This is a genomic window from Chromatiaceae bacterium (genome assembly GCA_016714645.1).
Lineage (GTDB): Bacteria > Pseudomonadota > Gammaproteobacteria > Chromatiales > Chromatiaceae > M0108.
Genome location: JADKCI010000005.1, coordinates 1 through 15,392, shown reverse-complemented (window position 1 = coordinate 15,392; position 15,392 = coordinate 1). Strand labels below are relative to the sequence as shown.

The window sequence follows — 15,392 nt, the reverse complement described above, 5'->3', positions numbered from 1 at the left end:
GAGGCCGGCCTGGATCTAACTTTTCTTTCCGCCAGCGTGGCAGGCGCTGACCCATCGCGAGGCGTGGGGGGCTAGAAAAATGGAAATGACCGAGGAGATAGGGCTGCAACCGACTGACGCGCTGGTAGTGGTCGATGTCCAGCGTGATTTCTTGCCGGGCGGGGCCCTGGCCGTTCCGGAGGGCGATGCGGTAGTGCCGGTCCTGAATGGCTGGATCGCCCGCTTCGCCGCCGCTGGGCTGCCGATTGCCGCGACCCGCGACTGGCATCCCGCCGATCATTGCTCCTTTCTCGCCCAAGGCGGGCCCTGGCCCCCGCATTGCGTGGTCCAGACGCTCGGGGCGGCCTTTTCATCCGATCTGGCCCTGCCCGCGACGGCCACCATCTTCTCCAGGGGGACCCGCCAGAATGATGCGGGCTATTCGGAGTTCGAGGGCACGGAATTGCATCGCTACTTTCAGCACCTGGGCGTGAGGCGGGTGTTCGTCGGCGGGCTGGCGACGGATTACTGCGTGCTCAATACCGTTCTGGACGCCCTGCGCCTGGGCTATGAGGTCAGACTCCTGACCGCTGGGGTCCGGGCCGTCGAGGTCCAGCCCGGCGATGGCGCGCGGGCCATCGCCACCATGCTGGCCGCAGGCGCCGTGGCCTAAGGAATGCCATCTCACGGGGCTTGACAATTAGGCAGCTTGTCAGAAAAATGAGTGAAAGCTAAGACTTTCCCCTTGCCAGGCCTTGAGCCTCTCTGAAATAACTCATGAATGACCAAGAATCGATACCTCTGGCGCCCGAACTGCTGGTGGCCCAGCAACGACTCCCAGCATCCTTGCACTCGAAAATGACCCGCATGGCTCTATCCCTGTGCCTGGGTCTGTTGGGTGCCGGTTGCGTCCCGCACCTGGCAACGAAGTCGGATGATGTCGCTCGGATGCCCAACCCGATGCTCAATGCAAACTATTCCGAAGACGCAGATGTTCCATTCGTTATGGAACCAAAATCGGCCTTGGCCGATGGTTCCAGGCAGGTCAACTTTGAGTCAGAGAGTGCATCGCCCAGGACACGGGATATGGCAGAATGGGTTGTCAGTTCAGGAGATAATCTCAACAAGCCGTTCGCGATTGTCGATAAAGTAAACGCCAAGGTCTATGTATTTAGCGTGGACGGAAAGCTACACGGAGCAGCGCCCGTGCTGCTGGGACTGGGGAAAGGTGATGACGTCGCCCCCGGCGTTGGTAACATGCGGATGGGACTTATCCCCGTCGCGCAGCGAACGACGCCGGCGGGTCGTTTCGAGGCGGGAATGGGCCGCAATGCCCATGGCAAGGAAATACTCTGGGTGGACTACAAAAATGCCATCTCCATGCATCCGGTCGTTACGTCTAACCCCAAAGAGCGCCGGGCTGAACGCCTGGACACGCCAACGCCGCTTGATAACCGTATTTCGTTTGGCTGCATCAATGTTCCAGCGGTATTCTTCAAGAATGTGGTACATAGCAAGTTTTCCGGGACGGCCGGCATTGTTTATGTATTGCCGGAAACAAAACGTAATTGAGTGAGTCACCCAAATTCAAGCTTTAAGGGCTGTCTCCAACTGCCTTACTGAAAGGGAAGCGCCGCTGGCCCCAAGAGGCCAAGCGGACCCGTATTACATAGCTCGTAGATTGAGTGCGGTGTAGAATTCATAGTTTCGAAAGGCGGTTCCCAGGCCTTCTTCTCGTCGATCCAGCTCGGCAATGGCATGACAAGTGGCAGATGGCCGTTCGGGCGAAACCATGAGTCAATGCTCCAGGGAAGTCCACTTTCCGTATCGATAATTACGGCTGTCCAATGAACCGCGGTGATATCTAAAGGACTGCGCACTTTGGGAGAAGAGACGGTCCACCCGGCCAGTTCCCCAATATCCCGGAGAATATGTAAATAAGTAGTGGTGTTACTGGTCTTATCGACGCAATCCATCCGCCCCTCAACTTCACCATCAAAATCGTTAATGGCAAGGTCGTTGGCCAACAATGGCTGATACTTTTGTGCCATCAATTCCATTTGCCAAATCCCGATACGCACATGCTGTAATCTATCGTGAAAACTTGCGCCAGGACAAAGCGCCATAGGCCTTTTTAGAAGGGCCATATCGTTGGGGGTGAAGGTCATGGTCTGTCTGCTCGCACACGACCAGTTAAAGCAGATTCGCAGCGTTACCGACCCATCCCGGTCGATCACGTACTCTGGTGGAAGTGGCATCGAAACCGATGATCCTTGAGCGTCATCAAAAATCGGCTGTGACGAGGCGGCACCAACCAAACCGGTATAGCTGACGAGTAAAGCGAATAAACCGATCACAGCGGTGCACCCTAGCCACTTCACTCGGGGTACCACCCACGACTTTTACCGTCAACTTGAAATTTTCAATTTCAAAGTTGACGGTAAATACTATGGGACAGGAAGGTAATTAATTACGATCCACTTTTGGCTGATACGTCGGGGCTGCGGCGGCTGGCGCCGGCTCATGCTTCGAGGCGGTGCTACAGGCGGTGAGCAACAGCACCAAAGTAATGGTTCCAAGCAGGGCAATTGTAGATATGTTCTTCATCTGTCATTTCCTATTTAGAGTTGGTTTTGGAAATTCACGCCACTGAAGGTATAACGGGGATGTCGATACTTGATTACCAGTATCGAAAAGGCAAGGCCTTTCGACCCGTTGGTTCCCAGTAACGCATCCTCCGACAGAGCCGGAGACTTCTGTTTGTGGGCCACCAGAGGGCGGCTGATCACTCTTGTAGTATTGTCTGATCGAGAGATATGGTCAATAGTGGTGTTTGACCTCGATGCGTGCCCCGTGGCAAAGGTGTGTTCGAACAACCACATATTCGGCAACGGTGCGCCGCCTGCTCATCGACACCTACGACACCTGGCCGCGGCCAGGGCCTTGCCGCCATGTCCTTGTTGACCGGGATTATCGTTACTACAATAATGAACATGAACATCCGCTTCGATGCCGCCAAAGACGCCGCCAACCTCGCCAAACACGGCATCTCGCTGGCGCTTGGGCGGACCTGGACTGGGAGTCGGCCCTGACTTGGCCGGATACCCGCCGTGACTATGGCGAACCGCGCCAGTGCGGGATCGGCTACATCGGACTGCGCTTGTTCTTCATTGCCTTCGTGGATCGCGCCGATGAGAGGCGCATCATCTGCTTGCGCAAGGCCAATTCGAGGGAGGTGAACCGCTATGCCAAGGCTTAAATCAGGAACCCTCATCCCCACGCCTCAAGAGGATGTCATCATTACGGCGGCGGCCACGTCCGACCCGGACGCGCTCCCGCTGACGGATGACGAGTGGGAGGCGGTCATGCCGTTGGCGCGCATCGGCCGCCCCCCTTCCAGCAAACCGCTGAAGGTTTCGACGACGATCCGTTTCGATGCGGACGTCCTGGCGGCCCTCAAGGCCACGGGTCCAGGATGGCAGACGCGCGTCAATGGCGTGTTGCGGGAGTATGTCGCGGCACGGCGTTAGGACTGGAGCGATCCCGATGTCCGCATCTTTCATCCAGCGATCATGAAGGCCAACCTGTCTGATTCCGCACCCGCCAAGGGCCCTAAAACCGAGACGGCCTGCCCGAAATGCGGGACATTCCAAATCGCGGACGCCAAAATCTGCTCTACCTGCGGCATTGTGTTCGAGAAATATTGGAAATATCACCCCCGGCCGGGCATCGACCCCGCGACCTGGACCCCGCCGACCCGGGTGGTCAGGCCGCCCCCAACCCGGCCGCGGTCGGCGGACACGCTGCCCGAGGGGCTGATGGCCCTCCTGCTGCCACGCCAACCGGAACTAGATGGGATCGGTTTATGGGCCCGCGCCGCCCTCCTGCTGGTCCTGCTGATTTGGGGGCTGCGCCTGATCGCCCTGTCTCCGGCCAGCAACGGTGCCGGACAATCCTTTTTGCACCTGGTCAATCTCCCCTTTCATGAGGCCGGACACCTGATTTTCCGACCTTTTGGGGACTTTATGACCTCCCTGGGCGGTACCCTGGGCCAGTTGCTGATGCCGCTGATCTGCGCCGGCACCCTGCTGCTGAAGACCCGCGATCCCTTTGGCGCCGCCGTGGCCTGCTGGTGGTTTGGGCAGAATTTCCTGGATATCGCCCCCTACATCAATGACGCCCGGGCCGGTGATTTACCCCTGCTGGGGGGTAATTTCGGTCACTCCTCGCCCTATGGCTTCCACGACTGGGAATATCTCCTGACCGAGTCGGGTCTGCTCCACCTCGACCATCACATCGCCTGGCTGAGTCATGGGCTAGGCGCGGCCATCATGCTTCTGGCCCTGGCCTGGGGCGCCATTCTGCTGGTTCGTCAACGCCGCGCCTGAAATCAGGGGTGCCCTCGGAACAACCGCTGGGCCGCCTGGGTTAGGGAGGAGAGCAGCCGGTCCAGGGGTTTCTTGTGGGCGGTATAGCTGACTTGGTAAAGGTCGGTGGTATCGGCGGCCTCCAGCAGCCAGTCGTCGCTTGTCTGGATCTCGTCGATCAGCCCCAGCGCCAGGGCCTGGCGGCCATGCCAGTATTCGCCCGTGGCGACCTGGGCCAGGTCCAGGCTGGGCCGGTATTCGAGGATAAAGTCCTTGAAGAGGCCATGCGTCTCTTCCAGTTGCTCACGGAGCTTTTCCCGGCCCGCCTCGGTGTTCTCGCCGAAGAGGGTGAGGGTGCGCTTGTAATCTCCGGCGGTGTGGAGCTCGTAATCCACCCCGTGCCGCTCCAGCACCCGATGGAAGTTGGGCAACTGGGCGACCACGCCAATGGAACCCACCACGGCGAAGGGGGCGGCGATGATGCGGTCGGCGACCGCCGCCATGAGGTAGCCGCCGCTGGCGGCGACCTTGTCCACCGCCACGGTCAGGGGGATGCCACGCGCCCGCAGCCGGGTCAATTGGGAGGCGGCGAGGCCGTGTTCCGTCACCAGGCCGCCGGCATTTTCCAGCCGGATCAGGATCCCGTCGCCCGCCTTGGCCTCCAAGAGGATGGCCGTGATGACCTCGCGCAGGGCGGCGGAGGCCGTGGCCTTGATATCGCCCTGAAAGTCGATGACAAAGAGCCGGTGGCGAGACTCCGCCGCCTGCTCCCGCGCCTTGTCGGCCTTGCGATCCAGCTTGAGGGATTTCCGGAAGGCCTTTTTGGGCGTGGAGGCCTGGCGGAGGGTCTGGGCCAGCTCGCGATAGCGGTCGTTGAGGCTGGTGACCTCCAGATGGTCGCCCTCCAGATGGCCCGTCTTACGGGCGCGGACGATCCCGACCAGCACCAGGCCAATGCCCAGCAGGATCGTCAGGGTCTTGGCCAGAAAGAGGCCGTAGTCGATGAGGGCTTGGGTCACGCGGACGGGTTCTCCCTGGGTGGGTCTAGATGGCGATGGGGGCACGGATGGCGGGATGGGGATCGTAGCCGATGAACTCGAAATCCTCGAATTCATAGTCGAACAGGCTGGCCGGACGCCGCTTGAATGCCAGTTGGGGCCTGGGCCTGGGCTCCCGGGCGAGCTGGGCCAGGACAATCTCAGGGGTGAGATGGTTGCGGTACAGGTGCAAATCGCCAAAGGTATGAACGAAATCACCCACTTCCAGGTCGCATTGCTGGGCCAGCATGTGGGTCAGGAGGGCATAGCTGGCGATGTTGAAGGGCACCCCCAGGAAGAGATCGGCGCTGCGCTGATAGAGCTGGCAGGAAAGGCGCCCCTCCTGGACAAAAAACTGGAAGAGGCAATGACAGGGCGCTAGGGCCATGCGCCCCTGGCGGGCGTTCTCCTGGGGCGAGAGGCCGTCGCGGGGCAGGTCCGCGGGGTTCCAGGCCGAGACCACCAGGCGGCGCGAATCCGGATTGGCGCGGATGGCCGCCAGGACCTGGGAGATCTGGTCGAGGGTCGAGCCATCCGGGCAGGCCCAACTCCGCCATTGCCGGCCGTAAATGGGGCCGAGATCGCCCGCCTCCGTCGCCCATTCGTCCCAGATGCCCACCCCGCGCGCCTTGAGCCAGCGGTTGTCCGTGGAGCCTTGCAGGAACCAGAGCAGCTCGTGAATGACGCTCTTGAGGTGGATCTTTTTGGTGGTGACCAGGGGAAAACCTTGGGCCAGGTCGAAACGGATCTGGCGGCCAAAGACGGCCCGGGTGCCGACGCCGGTGCGATCCGCCCGGTCAACGCCCCGGTCCAGGACGTCCCGGAGGAGGTCGAGGTACTCCCTCATGAAGGGGCCATCAAGCGCGGGCCGGAGACAGCAGCAGCGAGTGGCCCTGCATGGCCACCGGTTTGGGCAGACCCATGAGGGCCAGCACGGTCGGGGCGATCGCATCCAGGCCGGCGCCGATGCTCAGGTTCCAGGGCACCTGGTCGATCACCAGACAGGGCACCGGGTAGAGGGTGTGCTGGGTGTGGGGCGTTTGCGTCACCGGGTCCACCATCTCGTCGCAGTTGCCGTGATCGGCGGTGAGGATGATCGCATAGCCCGCAGCCACCGCCGCATCCAGGACCCGCCCGACCTCCCGGTCCAGGGCCTCTACCGCTGCGATGACGGCCTCCCGCACCGCGGTATGCCCGACCATGTCGCCATTGGCGAAGTTGACGACGATGAAGGCATATTCCTGGCGTCCCAGGGCCTCGACCACGGCGGTGGCCACCTCGGGGGCGCTCATCTCCGGCTTGAGATCGTAGGTGTCCACCCGGGGCGAGGGGATCAGGTATTGATCCTCGCCCGGCAGGGGCTCGCTGTGGCCGCCATTGAAGTAGAAGGTGACATGGGGGTATTTCTCAGTCTCGGCGCAATGGAACTGACGGAGGCCCGCGTCGCTGAGGATCTTGCCCAGGGTGACGCCCGGTGACTCGTGATCGAAGGCAATGGGCATCCTGTAGGTCTTGTCGTAGCGCATCATGCAGGTCACTTCGACCGGCTGGAGGGCACCCCGATCGAAGTGCTTGAAATCTTGCCGGAGGAAGGCGCTCAGAATCTGGCGGGGCCGGTCCTTGCGGAAGTTGAAGGAGAGGAGACAGTCCCCCGCCTTGATGCGTGGCCCACGAGCGATGCTGGTCGGCAGGATGAATTCATCGTCCTGCCCCGCGGCATAGGACTGCTCGATGGCCGCCCGGGCCGAATCCGCCTGCTCGCCCAGACCCTCCACCAGGCAGCGCCAGGCCTTTTCGGTACGGTCCCAGCGGTTATCGCGGTCCATGGCGTAGTAACGGCCGGAGACACTGGCGATCGTGCCACCAGCGGCGGCCAGGGCCTCCTCGACCTCCGCCAGATAGCCGAGGGCGGAGCGCGGGGGAGTATCCCTGCCATCGGTGATCATGTGGACGGCCGGGATGGCGCCCTGCTGGCGGCACAACTCGATGAGGGCGACCAGATGGTTGACATGGCTATGGACGCCACCGTCGGATACCAGGCCCAGCAGGTGCAGGGGCCGGCCCAACGCGGCGGCGCGCCGGGCGGTGGCGGTCAGGGCGGGGTTGTGGAAAAAGGAGCCGTCCGCGATGGCATCGTCTATCAGGACCAGATCCTGGCGAATGACACAGCCGGAGCCCAGGGTGATGTGCCCCACCTCGGAGTTACCCATCTGGCCATCCGGCAGACCCACGGCCCGGCCCGAGGCCTGCAGGGTGGTGTGGGGGTTGAAGGCGAAGTAGCGATCCAATTGGGGCGTGCGTGCCAGGGCGACGGCGTTGTTGGCCTTGGCGGGGTTGACCCCAAAGCCGTCGAGAATGACGAGCAGGACGGGTCGGCGCGGTACATTGGGCCAATCGGCCATCTCCGTGACTCCAGGTTGGGATTGGGGGGCCAGGACAGGGATGAGCTGCCCAAGGCCGCGAAGGGGCTAGTTTATACCCCTAGCCCCTGGGATTGCTGGCCCTCTTTGCCGATCATGCGGACCCAGATGCTTTCATCGGCCGGGACTTAAAAATGCCAGATCATTGCTTTATAAAGACATATTTGATTTTAATCCACCAAAACCGACCAAATTAGTGAGTTTTCGTCGCCATCAATCTAGTGGACAATAAGCCGATTACAGGATTCGGCGATAAGCGTGCGTTTCGGCCCGGTGGCCTGGCCCTCTTGGCCTAGGAAGGCACCGCTTCCGGCGTCTCCTCTACCGCGGCCCACCCCGACCCATGATGTAGCCCCGCGTCGCAACGGGCATATAGGAGGCAGACATGAAACCCGACCGGATCATCGCGTTCGTCATGGCGGGCGGCCAAGGCTCCCGCCTCCAGCCCCTGACCACAGCCCGCTCCAAACCCTCGGTGCCCTTCGGCGCGCGCTACCGGATCGTCGATTTCGTGCTGAGTAATCTGGTCAACTCCAACATCAATACCATTTACCTCCTGGTTCAGTACAAATCCCAGTCCCTCATCGAGCATGTGCGCAAGGCCTGGACCATCTCGCCCCTGCTCCAGCAACATTTCGTGACCGTGGTGCCGCCTCAGATGCGGGTCAGCGAAAACTGGTTCCAGGGCACGGCGGACGCCGTGCACCAAAATATCAACCTGATCGAGGAACAGGCCCCGGACCTGGTGGCCGTCTTTGGCGCCGACCACATCTACCGGATGGACATCCGGCAGATGGTGGATTTCCACCAGGCCAACCAGGCCGATGTCACCGTCGCCGCCCTGCCCGTCCCGCTGCGGGATGCGCGCGGCTTTGGCGTCATTGCCACCGGGCCCGATGGGCGTATCCAGGCCTTTCAGGAGAAGCCGGCCCAGCCAGCCGCCATGCCCGGCGATCCGAACCAGGCCTTTGCCTCCATGGGCAACTACATCTTCAAGACGGAAGTCCTGCTTGATGCCTTGGAAGAGGCCCGCCGTAATGGCGAGACGGATTTTGGCGGTCACGTCCTGCCGCGCCTGTTGCGCACCCACCGCCTCTTTGCCTACGACTTCGCCACGAATGTGATCCCGGGCACCAAGGCTTATGAATCGCAGGTCTATTGGCGGGACGTCGGCAATATCGATGCCTACTTCGATGCCCACAAGGACGTGCTGGGCGCCGAACCCGTCTTCGATATGTTCAACCCCCAGTGGCCGGTTTACTCCAGCGGCTACCAGGGTCCGGTGGCACGAGTACTGGGCGGTGAGCTGCGCAACTCCCTGCTGGCGGCGGCGACCATCGTCCACGAGGGCGCCCGCATTACCAATTCCATCATCCGGCGCGAGGCCGTGATCGAGGAGAATGTGGAGATCAAGGATTGCATCATCATGGATTATGTGCGGGTCTGCCGGGGTGCGCGCCTGCGGCGGGTCATCGTCGATCGTCACAACATCATCGCCGCCGGCGATCGGATCGGCTTCGACCCGGAGGCCGACCGCCAGCGCTTTACGGTCAGCGAGGAAGGTATCACCGTGATCCCGGCCGGGCGCGTCAGCTACTTCGCCCGCGACCACCAGGGCGCCCTCGGCCGCAGCTATTCCAAGTGACATGATCGACCGGCACCTCGACGACCATCTGCGCACCATCGAACGGCTGCGGGAACAAAGGGCGGACATCGAACGCATCGCCGCCCTCATGATCGCCTGCCTGGCCAGCGGGGGCCGGGTCTTCTGGCTCGGCAATGGTGGCAGCGCGGCGGATAGCCAGCACCTGGCATCGGAGCTCGTCGGGCGCTTCGAGCGCGACCGGCCCGGCCTGGCCTCCATCGCCCTGACCACGGACAGCTCCGCCCTGACGGCCATTGGCAACGATTATGGCTTCGACCAGATCTTCGCCCGCCAGGTCGAGGCCCTGTGCCGGCCGGGGGATCTGGTCATCGGCATCAGCACCTCCGGTAACAGCCCCAATGTCCTGCGGGCCATGGAGAAAGCACGCGCCCTGGGGGCCATGACCGCCGGCTTTAGCGGCCGGGGGGGCGGGCGCCTCAAGGGCTCGGTGGATGCCTGCCTGATCGCCCCCTCCGACAACACGGCGCGCATCCAGGAGGCGCATCTGCTGGTCGGCCATATCCTCTGCGACCTGGTCGAGGCGCGCTTCGCGCCCCCCGCTGCCACCGCCTGAAGCGAGCCGCCATGTTCAACCACCCCGAGGCCGTCCTGCGCGCCGTGCGGTCCGGCTTCGGCGCCCGCCGGGTGCTAGTCGTGGGCGATCTCATGCTCGACCGCTATCTCTGGGGCCAGGTCCAGCGCATCTCTCCCGAGGCCCCCGTCCCCGTGGTCCATCTGACCCACCGCACCCAAACCGCCGGCGGGGCCGCCAATGTCGCCCGCAACCTGGCCGCCCTGGGGCTGGAGGTACAGCTTGCGGGGGTTACGGGTGACGATGAAGGCCGCGCCGCCCTGCTGGCCGCCCTGGCCGCCGACGGCATCCAGACCCAGGCGGTCGGTCTGGCCCGGGACCGGGCCACCACGGTCAAGACGCGGGTCATCGGTAATCACCAGCAGATGCTGCGCATCGATGAGGAAAGCAACCGGCCACTGGACCCCGCCGACGAGCGTGCCCTGGGCGAGGCGATCCTGCCCCTACTGGCGGGTGCTGGGGCCCTGGTGCTCTCGGACTACGCCAAGGGCGTCCTGTCCGGAGGACTCTGCCACCGCCTCCAGGCGGCGGCGCGGGCTCAGGGCCTGCCCGTCCTGGTGGATCCCAAGGGCCGGGACTTTGCCAAGTACGCCGGGGCCAGCCTCATCACCCCCAATCGGGCCGAACTCGCCCTGGCCACCGGCGTTCCTCGCGCGGACCTGACCGGCTTGCTCCAGGCGGCGGCAACCCTGAGAGGGCAACTGGACCTAGGACTCCTGGTGCTGACCCTGAGCGAATTGGGCCTGGCCCTGGTGGACGACTCGGGCACCCGGCGCATCCCGGCCCTGGCGCGGGAGGTCTTCGATGTCTCAGGTGCCGGCGATACTGTCATCGCCACCTTCGCCGCTGGCCTCGCCGCCGGGCTGGGCGCCAGCGATACCGCCCATCTGGCCAACCTGGCCGCTGGGGTGGTGGTAGGCAAGGTGGGGACCGTGCCCATCACCGGGCCCGAACTCTTGGCCGCCATCAGTGGCGAGATGGCGCTGGAACAGGCGGCCAAGATCCTGGATCTAACCTCCGCCCAGACCCGGGTGCAGGGCTGGCAGGCCGCTGGGGAACGGGTCGTCTTCACCAATGGCTGCTTCGACCTGCTCCACGTTGGCCACGTCAGCTACCTGGAGCTGGCCCGCCGGCAGGGCCAGCGCCTGGTGGTAGGCCTGAACACGGACCAGTCGGTGCGGGCCCTCAAGGGGCCGGCACGCCCGCTGATCGGCGAGCAGGACCGCGCCCGAGTTCTCGCCGCCCTGGCCGCGGTGGATGCCGTGGTGCTGTTCGACGAGACGACGCCCCTGGAACTCATTCTCGCCCTGCGCCCGGATGTCCTTGCCAAGGGCGCGGATTACCGAGAAGCGGAGGTCGTAGGGGCCCCAGAGGTGAAAGCCTGGGGTGGACAGGTGGTCCTGATACCCCTGGTCGATGATCGCAGCACCACGGGCATCATCCAGCGCCTGGGTGGCACCGGGGGCAAGGCGCCCGCCCGGCCAGGCCGGCCAGCCTGAGGCCGACCCAGCCCCTGGGCCGATGTCGGCGCCCGGCCCGACAAGCGAGGCTCAGCCGCCAAGGGCATCATAGGTACCTCGGTGCAAGGTCCCCAGGGCCTCGAGGTCGATGCAATCGGGCATGGCCATCTCCCCGGTCAGCCGGCTCGCTGGCGCGCCGGGCTCACCCAGACCGTCCACCACCAGGGCCGCGCCCCTGAAGTCTTCGTTTTGGGTGTAGGTGCTCACGGTCACCAGCAGGGCCTTGAGGTCGGCGCCCAGGGCGGCGCGCACGCCGTTCGCCGAGTCCTCGATGGCGACGCAGGCCGCTGCCGGCAGCCCGAGGTGCTCGAGGGCATAAACAAAGATGTCCGGGGCGGGTTTCTTGGCGGGGACGATGTCGCCAGCGGCAATGACCTCGAACCAGCCCGGCAGATCGGCATGGCCCGCGCACTCCAGCAGGGTGGTGACATTCTCGGGGGTGGTGGTGGTGGCCACGGCGAGTCGGATGCCGGCATCCCGGGCCTCGCCCAGCAGGCGCAGGACGCCCGGCCGCAGGGGTATGGCGCCGGAGCGCAGCAGGTCCAGATAGTGGGCCGTCTTGCGCTGGTGGAGCCCGGCGATAAAGTCCGCCAGGTCGGGCCGCTCCAGAAAGTCGGGTTGCCAGTGGCGCAGGTAGTGGAGGATGCGTTCCTTGCCCCCGGTCACGGCGAGCAGTTCACCATAGAGGGGCACCGTCCAGTCCCAGTCGAGCCCTGCCTCCTGGAAGGCGCGATTGAAGGCCGGCCGATGGCCATCCCGCTCCGTGTCCGCCAGGGTGCCATCCACATCGAAGATCAGGGCCTGAAGAGCCTGCATGTCTCGTCTCCCAAATAAAGCGTTTGTCCGGTTTAAGATCGGGATAAGGTTACCCCAGCCCCGCCCTTTCCGCAGTGGCTTGGAATCCACGATATTGGCATCTATCAGGCTGGGATCAAATTCCGGTTGCCCATCCGCACCCAATTTGATACAAAGCAACCCCTTTGACGGGAGGCGTCCCGTGCGTCGGGGTAACGATTCGATCCCGTAAACCCCGATCATCGCAAATGTATTATCAGGAGGACCGGCATGATCGAGGCACAAAAGCAGGGTGCAAAGGCGTTCGGGTTCGAACCCTATCAAGCCTCTAGTAATGAGGATTACATGAGCCCCGGCCAGGAGGAGCATTTTCGTGAGATTCTGATCGCCTGGAAACACAGCCTCATGGAGGAAGTCGACCGCACCGTCCATCACATGCAGGACGAGGCGACCAATTTCCCCGACCCCAACGACCGCGCCACCCAGGAGTCAGAGTTCAGCCTGGAATTGCGTACCCGTGACCGCGAGCGCAAGCTGATCAAGAAGATCGATGAGGGGCTGGAGCGCCTCGACAGCCACGATTATGGTTACTGCGAGGCCTGTGGCGTCGAGATCGGCATCCGCCGGCTGGAGGCGCGACCCACCGCGACCCTCTGCATTGATTGCAAGACCCTGGACGAGATCCGCGAGAAGCAGCGCGGCTGATTCCCTTTCCGGGCTCAAGTTCCGACTCGGCCCCAGAGCCGGAACCCCCTCGCCCTTGGTCGCGCGTCCCGCGCCTCACTCCGTCAACGCCCCCTACCGGGGGCGTTTTGCCCCCTCCCCCACGGGCCCCCTCCACTTTGGCTCCCTCGTTGCTGCCCTGGGCAGCTACGCCGAGGCCCGCGCCCGGGGTGGCGAGTGGTGGCTGCGCCTGGAAGACCTGGACCGCCCGCGGGAGGTCCCCGGCGCCGCGCGGGCCATCCTGGCCACCCTGGAAGCCTTTGGCTTCGCCTGGGATGGCCCAGTCCTCTACCAAAGCCAGAGGACGGCGGCCTACGCCGCCGCCCTCGACCGCCTGGACGAAGAGGGCCTGCTCTACGCCTGCGCCTGTAGTCGCCGGGTGATAGCGGCAGCCGGCCTCGCCGGCCCGGAGGGCCCCCGCTATCCCGGGACCTGCCGGACCAGCGACCCCGGGGGCCGGGGCGCGCGCGCCATCCGCCTGCGCGTCGAGACGCCCCCCATCGCCTTCCAGGATGGGGTCCAGGGCCTGGTGACCCAGGACCTTGCGGCGGAGGTGGGGGATTTTATCCTGCGCCGCGCCGACGGCATTCCTGCCTATCAACTGGCGGTAGTGGTGGACGACGCCCACCAGGGCATCAGCCACATCGTCAGAGGCGCCGACCTCATCCGCTCCACCCCACGCCAGATCCTGCTCCAGCACTACCTGGGCCTGCCGACCCCGTCCTATGCCCATCTGCCCCTGGTCCTGGACAGCGCGGGCCGCAAGCTGAGTAAGTCCGATGCCGCCGCCCCCGTCGAATCACGGCATCCCGTCCCCACCTTACTGCTGGCCTGGGCCTTTCTCGGCCAGCAGCCCTTTGTGGAACCACCCCAGAGCCCAGCGGAATTCTGGGGCCAGGCCCTGGCCGCGTGGCGCCTGGCCAGGGTGCCACCGGCGGCCCGTCGGCCACCAGCCCCACGCGAGCCCAGGTAAAATAGTGCGCATAATCGATTAGTTAACCCTGAGGAAGATGACGTGGCCCTGAGAATCAAGAGTCATTGGAACAACGATGAGGCGGAGCGCTCCCTGCCAGAGATTGCCAGCGCCCTGGCCTACATCGCCTGGCGCATCGCGACGGACAAGGCCATCAACCTCCACTGCGAACGCTTCCTCTATCGGGACGACGCCCAGCGCCTGGCGGTGATTGGAGAATATCTCCTCTTCTTGATCCAGATCGCCGACCGCCTCGCCGCCGACCGTATGGAGGCCGAGGATCGTCGCGCCCTAGTCACCGCCCTCGCCCGCAAGCTCATCGAGCACGTCCAGGACAACAGCCAGGATCTATTGGGACCAGGGGATTACGGCAGTCCCTTCATCGAGCGTCTCAATGTCCGCTCCGACGAATACGCGGAATTTCAACTGGCGGCCGATGGCCCCAGCTACGCCTTTCTCCGCCACCTGGGTTTCGAGATCCAGTCCTTGATGGGACCCGGGGCCGAGAACCGCTGGGTCATCGATCAGGTCATGGATAAGGATGGTTACGAGGCCTACAAGACCTTTGCCCGGGCCTTTGGCAACCTCTTCGAGTAGGGGGAACCCTGGCCTGGCAAATCCAGGCCAGGAGGATCGGTAAAGACCCTAGTTGGCCGCGGCCAGCGCCTGAGACAGGTCCTCGATGATGTCGTCGATGTGCTCGATGCCGATGGAGAGACGGATCATGTCCTCCGCGACACCGGCGCGGGCCAGTTCCGCCGGGGCGAGCTGGCGGTGGGTGGTGCTGGCCGGGTGGCAGGCCAGGGTCTTGGCGTCGCCGATGTTGACCAGCCGTACCGCCAGCTTGAGGGCGTCGATAAACCTGGCGCCGGACGCCAGACCACCCTTGATGCCGAAGGACAAGATGCTGGAGGCGCGGCCGCCCATGTATTTGTCCACCAGGGGCTTGTCCGGGTGACCCGGCAGGCCGGCGTAGCGGACCCAGGCCACCTGGGGCTGCGCCTGGAGAAATTGGGCCACCGCCAGGGCATTCTCGCAATGGCGATCCATGCGCACGTGCAGGGTCTCGATCCCCTGCAGAATCAGGAAGCTGTTAAAGGGCGAGATGGCCGCACCCATGTTACGCAGCGGCACCACCCGCGCCCGGCCGATGTAGGCCGCCGCCCCTAGGGCCTCGGTATAAACCACGCCGTGATAGGAGACATCGGGCTCGTTGAGACGGCGGAAGCGCGCCTTGTGCTCGGCCCAGGGAAATTTTCCCGAGTCCACCAGGGCGCCGCCGATGGTGGTGCCGTGGCCGCCCAGGTACTTGGTCAGGGCATGGACCACGATGTCGGCCCC

16 protein-coding genes and 1 pseudogene are annotated in these 15,392 nt (G+C 63.9%); 11 read left to right on the top strand and 6 right to left on the bottom strand.

What is annotated here, in order from left to right; all coding sequences use genetic code 11:
* The first annotated feature begins 79 nt into the window (after window positions 1–79).
* Window positions 80–652 (top strand): isochorismatase family protein, encoded by a 573-nt coding sequence (locus tag IPN92_16615; GenBank protein ID MBK8639809.1) that lies wholly within the window; start codon window positions 80–82, stop codon window positions 650–652.
* Between the two features lie 185 nt (window positions 653–837).
* A complete protein-coding gene (locus tag IPN92_16610; GenBank protein MBK8639808.1) occupies window positions 838–1,551 on the top strand; it encodes a L,D-transpeptidase in 714 nt (237 codons plus the stop codon).
* 44 nt (window positions 1,552–1,595) lie between these two features.
* Here the strand turns inward: IPN92_16610 and IPN92_16605 are convergent, their stop codons facing one another.
* Entirely contained in the window at window positions 1,596–2,297 is a 702-nt protein-coding gene (locus tag IPN92_16605; GenBank protein ID MBK8639807.1) for a hypothetical protein, read from the bottom strand.
* Between the two features lie 675 nt (window positions 2,298–2,972).
* Between IPN92_16605 and IPN92_16600 the strand changes: the two are divergent.
* The 3 genes and pseudogenes from IPN92_16600 (at window position 2,973) to IPN92_16590 (ending at window position 4,367) form a co-directional block, all read left to right on the top strand.
* Window positions 2,973–3,238 (top strand): annotated as a pseudogene (locus IPN92_16600) (BrnT family toxin).
* Entirely contained in the window at window positions 3,225–3,509 is a 285-nt protein-coding gene (locus tag IPN92_16595; protein MBK8639806.1) for a BrnA antitoxin family protein, read from the top strand. Before IPN92_16600 ends, IPN92_16595 begins: the two are co-directional and overlap by 14 nt.
* A 123-nt stretch (window positions 3,510–3,632) precedes the next feature.
* A complete protein-coding gene (locus tag IPN92_16590; protein ID MBK8639805.1) occupies window positions 3,633–4,367 on the top strand; it encodes a zinc ribbon domain-containing protein in 735 nt (244 codons plus the stop codon).
* 2 nt (window positions 4,368–4,369) lie between these two features.
* Here the strand turns inward: IPN92_16590 and sohB are convergent, their stop codons facing one another.
* The 3 genes from sohB to IPN92_16575 are packed head-to-tail and all read right to left on the bottom strand — an operon-like array spanning window position 4,370 to window position 7,785.
* On the bottom strand, window positions 4,370–5,461 hold the full coding sequence (gene sohB / locus IPN92_16585) for a protease SohB (GenBank protein ID MBK8639804.1): 1,092 nt from the start codon (window positions 5,459–5,461) through the stop codon (window positions 4,370–4,372).
* A complete protein-coding gene (locus IPN92_16580) occupies window positions 5,391–6,230 on the bottom strand; it encodes a thymidylate synthase (GenBank protein MBK8639803.1) in 840 nt (279 codons plus the stop codon). The genes sohB and IPN92_16580 overlap by 71 nt, the downstream gene beginning before the upstream one ends.
* A gap of 10 nt (window positions 6,231–6,240) precedes the next feature.
* A complete protein-coding gene (locus IPN92_16575) occupies window positions 6,241–7,785 on the bottom strand; it encodes a 2,3-bisphosphoglycerate-independent phosphoglycerate mutase (protein ID MBK8639802.1) in 1,545 nt (514 codons plus the stop codon).
* 403 nt (window positions 7,786–8,188) lie between these two features.
* Between IPN92_16575 and IPN92_16570 the strand changes: the two genes are divergently transcribed.
* The 3 genes from IPN92_16570 to rfaE1 are packed head-to-tail and all read left to right on the top strand — an operon-like array spanning window position 8,189 to window position 11,539.
* On the top strand, window positions 8,189–9,448 hold the full coding sequence (locus IPN92_16570) for a glucose-1-phosphate adenylyltransferase (GenBank protein ID MBK8639801.1): 1,260 nt from the start codon (window positions 8,189–8,191) through the stop codon (window positions 9,446–9,448).
* Window position 9,449: 1 nt separating this feature from the next.
* The gene (locus IPN92_16565) at window positions 9,450–10,022 is read left to right on the top strand and encodes a D-sedoheptulose 7-phosphate isomerase (protein MBK8639800.1); all 573 of its coding nucleotides are present in this window, start codon (window positions 9,450–9,452) and stop codon (window positions 10,020–10,022) included.
* Window positions 10,023–10,033: 11 nt separating this feature from the next.
* Window positions 10,034–11,539 (top strand): D-glycero-beta-D-manno-heptose-7-phosphate kinase, encoded by a 1,506-nt coding sequence (rfaE1, locus tag IPN92_16560; protein ID MBK8639799.1) that lies wholly within the window; start codon window positions 10,034–10,036, stop codon window positions 11,537–11,539.
* Between the two features lie 51 nt (window positions 11,540–11,590).
* Here the strand turns inward: rfaE1 and IPN92_16555 are convergent, their stop codons facing one another.
* A complete protein-coding gene (locus IPN92_16555; GenBank protein ID MBK8639798.1) occupies window positions 11,591–12,376 on the bottom strand; it encodes an HAD-IA family hydrolase in 786 nt (261 codons plus the stop codon).
* Window positions 12,377–12,625: 249 nt separating this feature from the next.
* Here IPN92_16555 and dksA point away from each other — a divergent pair, with 249 nt between their 5' ends.
* Genes dksA through IPN92_16540 form a run of 3 tightly spaced genes read left to right on the top strand, consistent with a single transcriptional unit; the run spans window position 12,626 to window position 14,648 of the window.
* Window positions 12,626–13,060: an RNA polymerase-binding protein DksA gene (gene dksA / locus IPN92_16550; protein MBK8639797.1), complete on the top strand. Its 435-nt coding sequence runs from the start codon at window positions 12,626–12,628 to the stop codon at window positions 13,058–13,060.
* 55 nt (window positions 13,061–13,115) lie between these two features.
* On the top strand, window positions 13,116–14,051 hold the full coding sequence (gene gluQRS / locus IPN92_16545) for a tRNA glutamyl-Q(34) synthetase GluQRS (protein MBK8639796.1): 936 nt from the start codon (window positions 13,116–13,118) through the stop codon (window positions 14,049–14,051).
* 42 nt (window positions 14,052–14,093) lie between these two features.
* The gene (locus IPN92_16540) at window positions 14,094–14,648 is read left to right on the top strand and encodes a hypothetical protein (GenBank protein MBK8639795.1); all 555 of its coding nucleotides are present in this window, start codon (window positions 14,094–14,096) and stop codon (window positions 14,646–14,648) included.
* 48 nt (window positions 14,649–14,696) lie between these two features.
* Here the strand turns inward: IPN92_16540 and IPN92_16535 are convergent.
* A partial coding sequence (locus IPN92_16535; protein MBK8639794.1) for a PLP-dependent transferase occupies window positions 14,697–15,392 on the bottom strand: 696 nt, incomplete at its 5' end.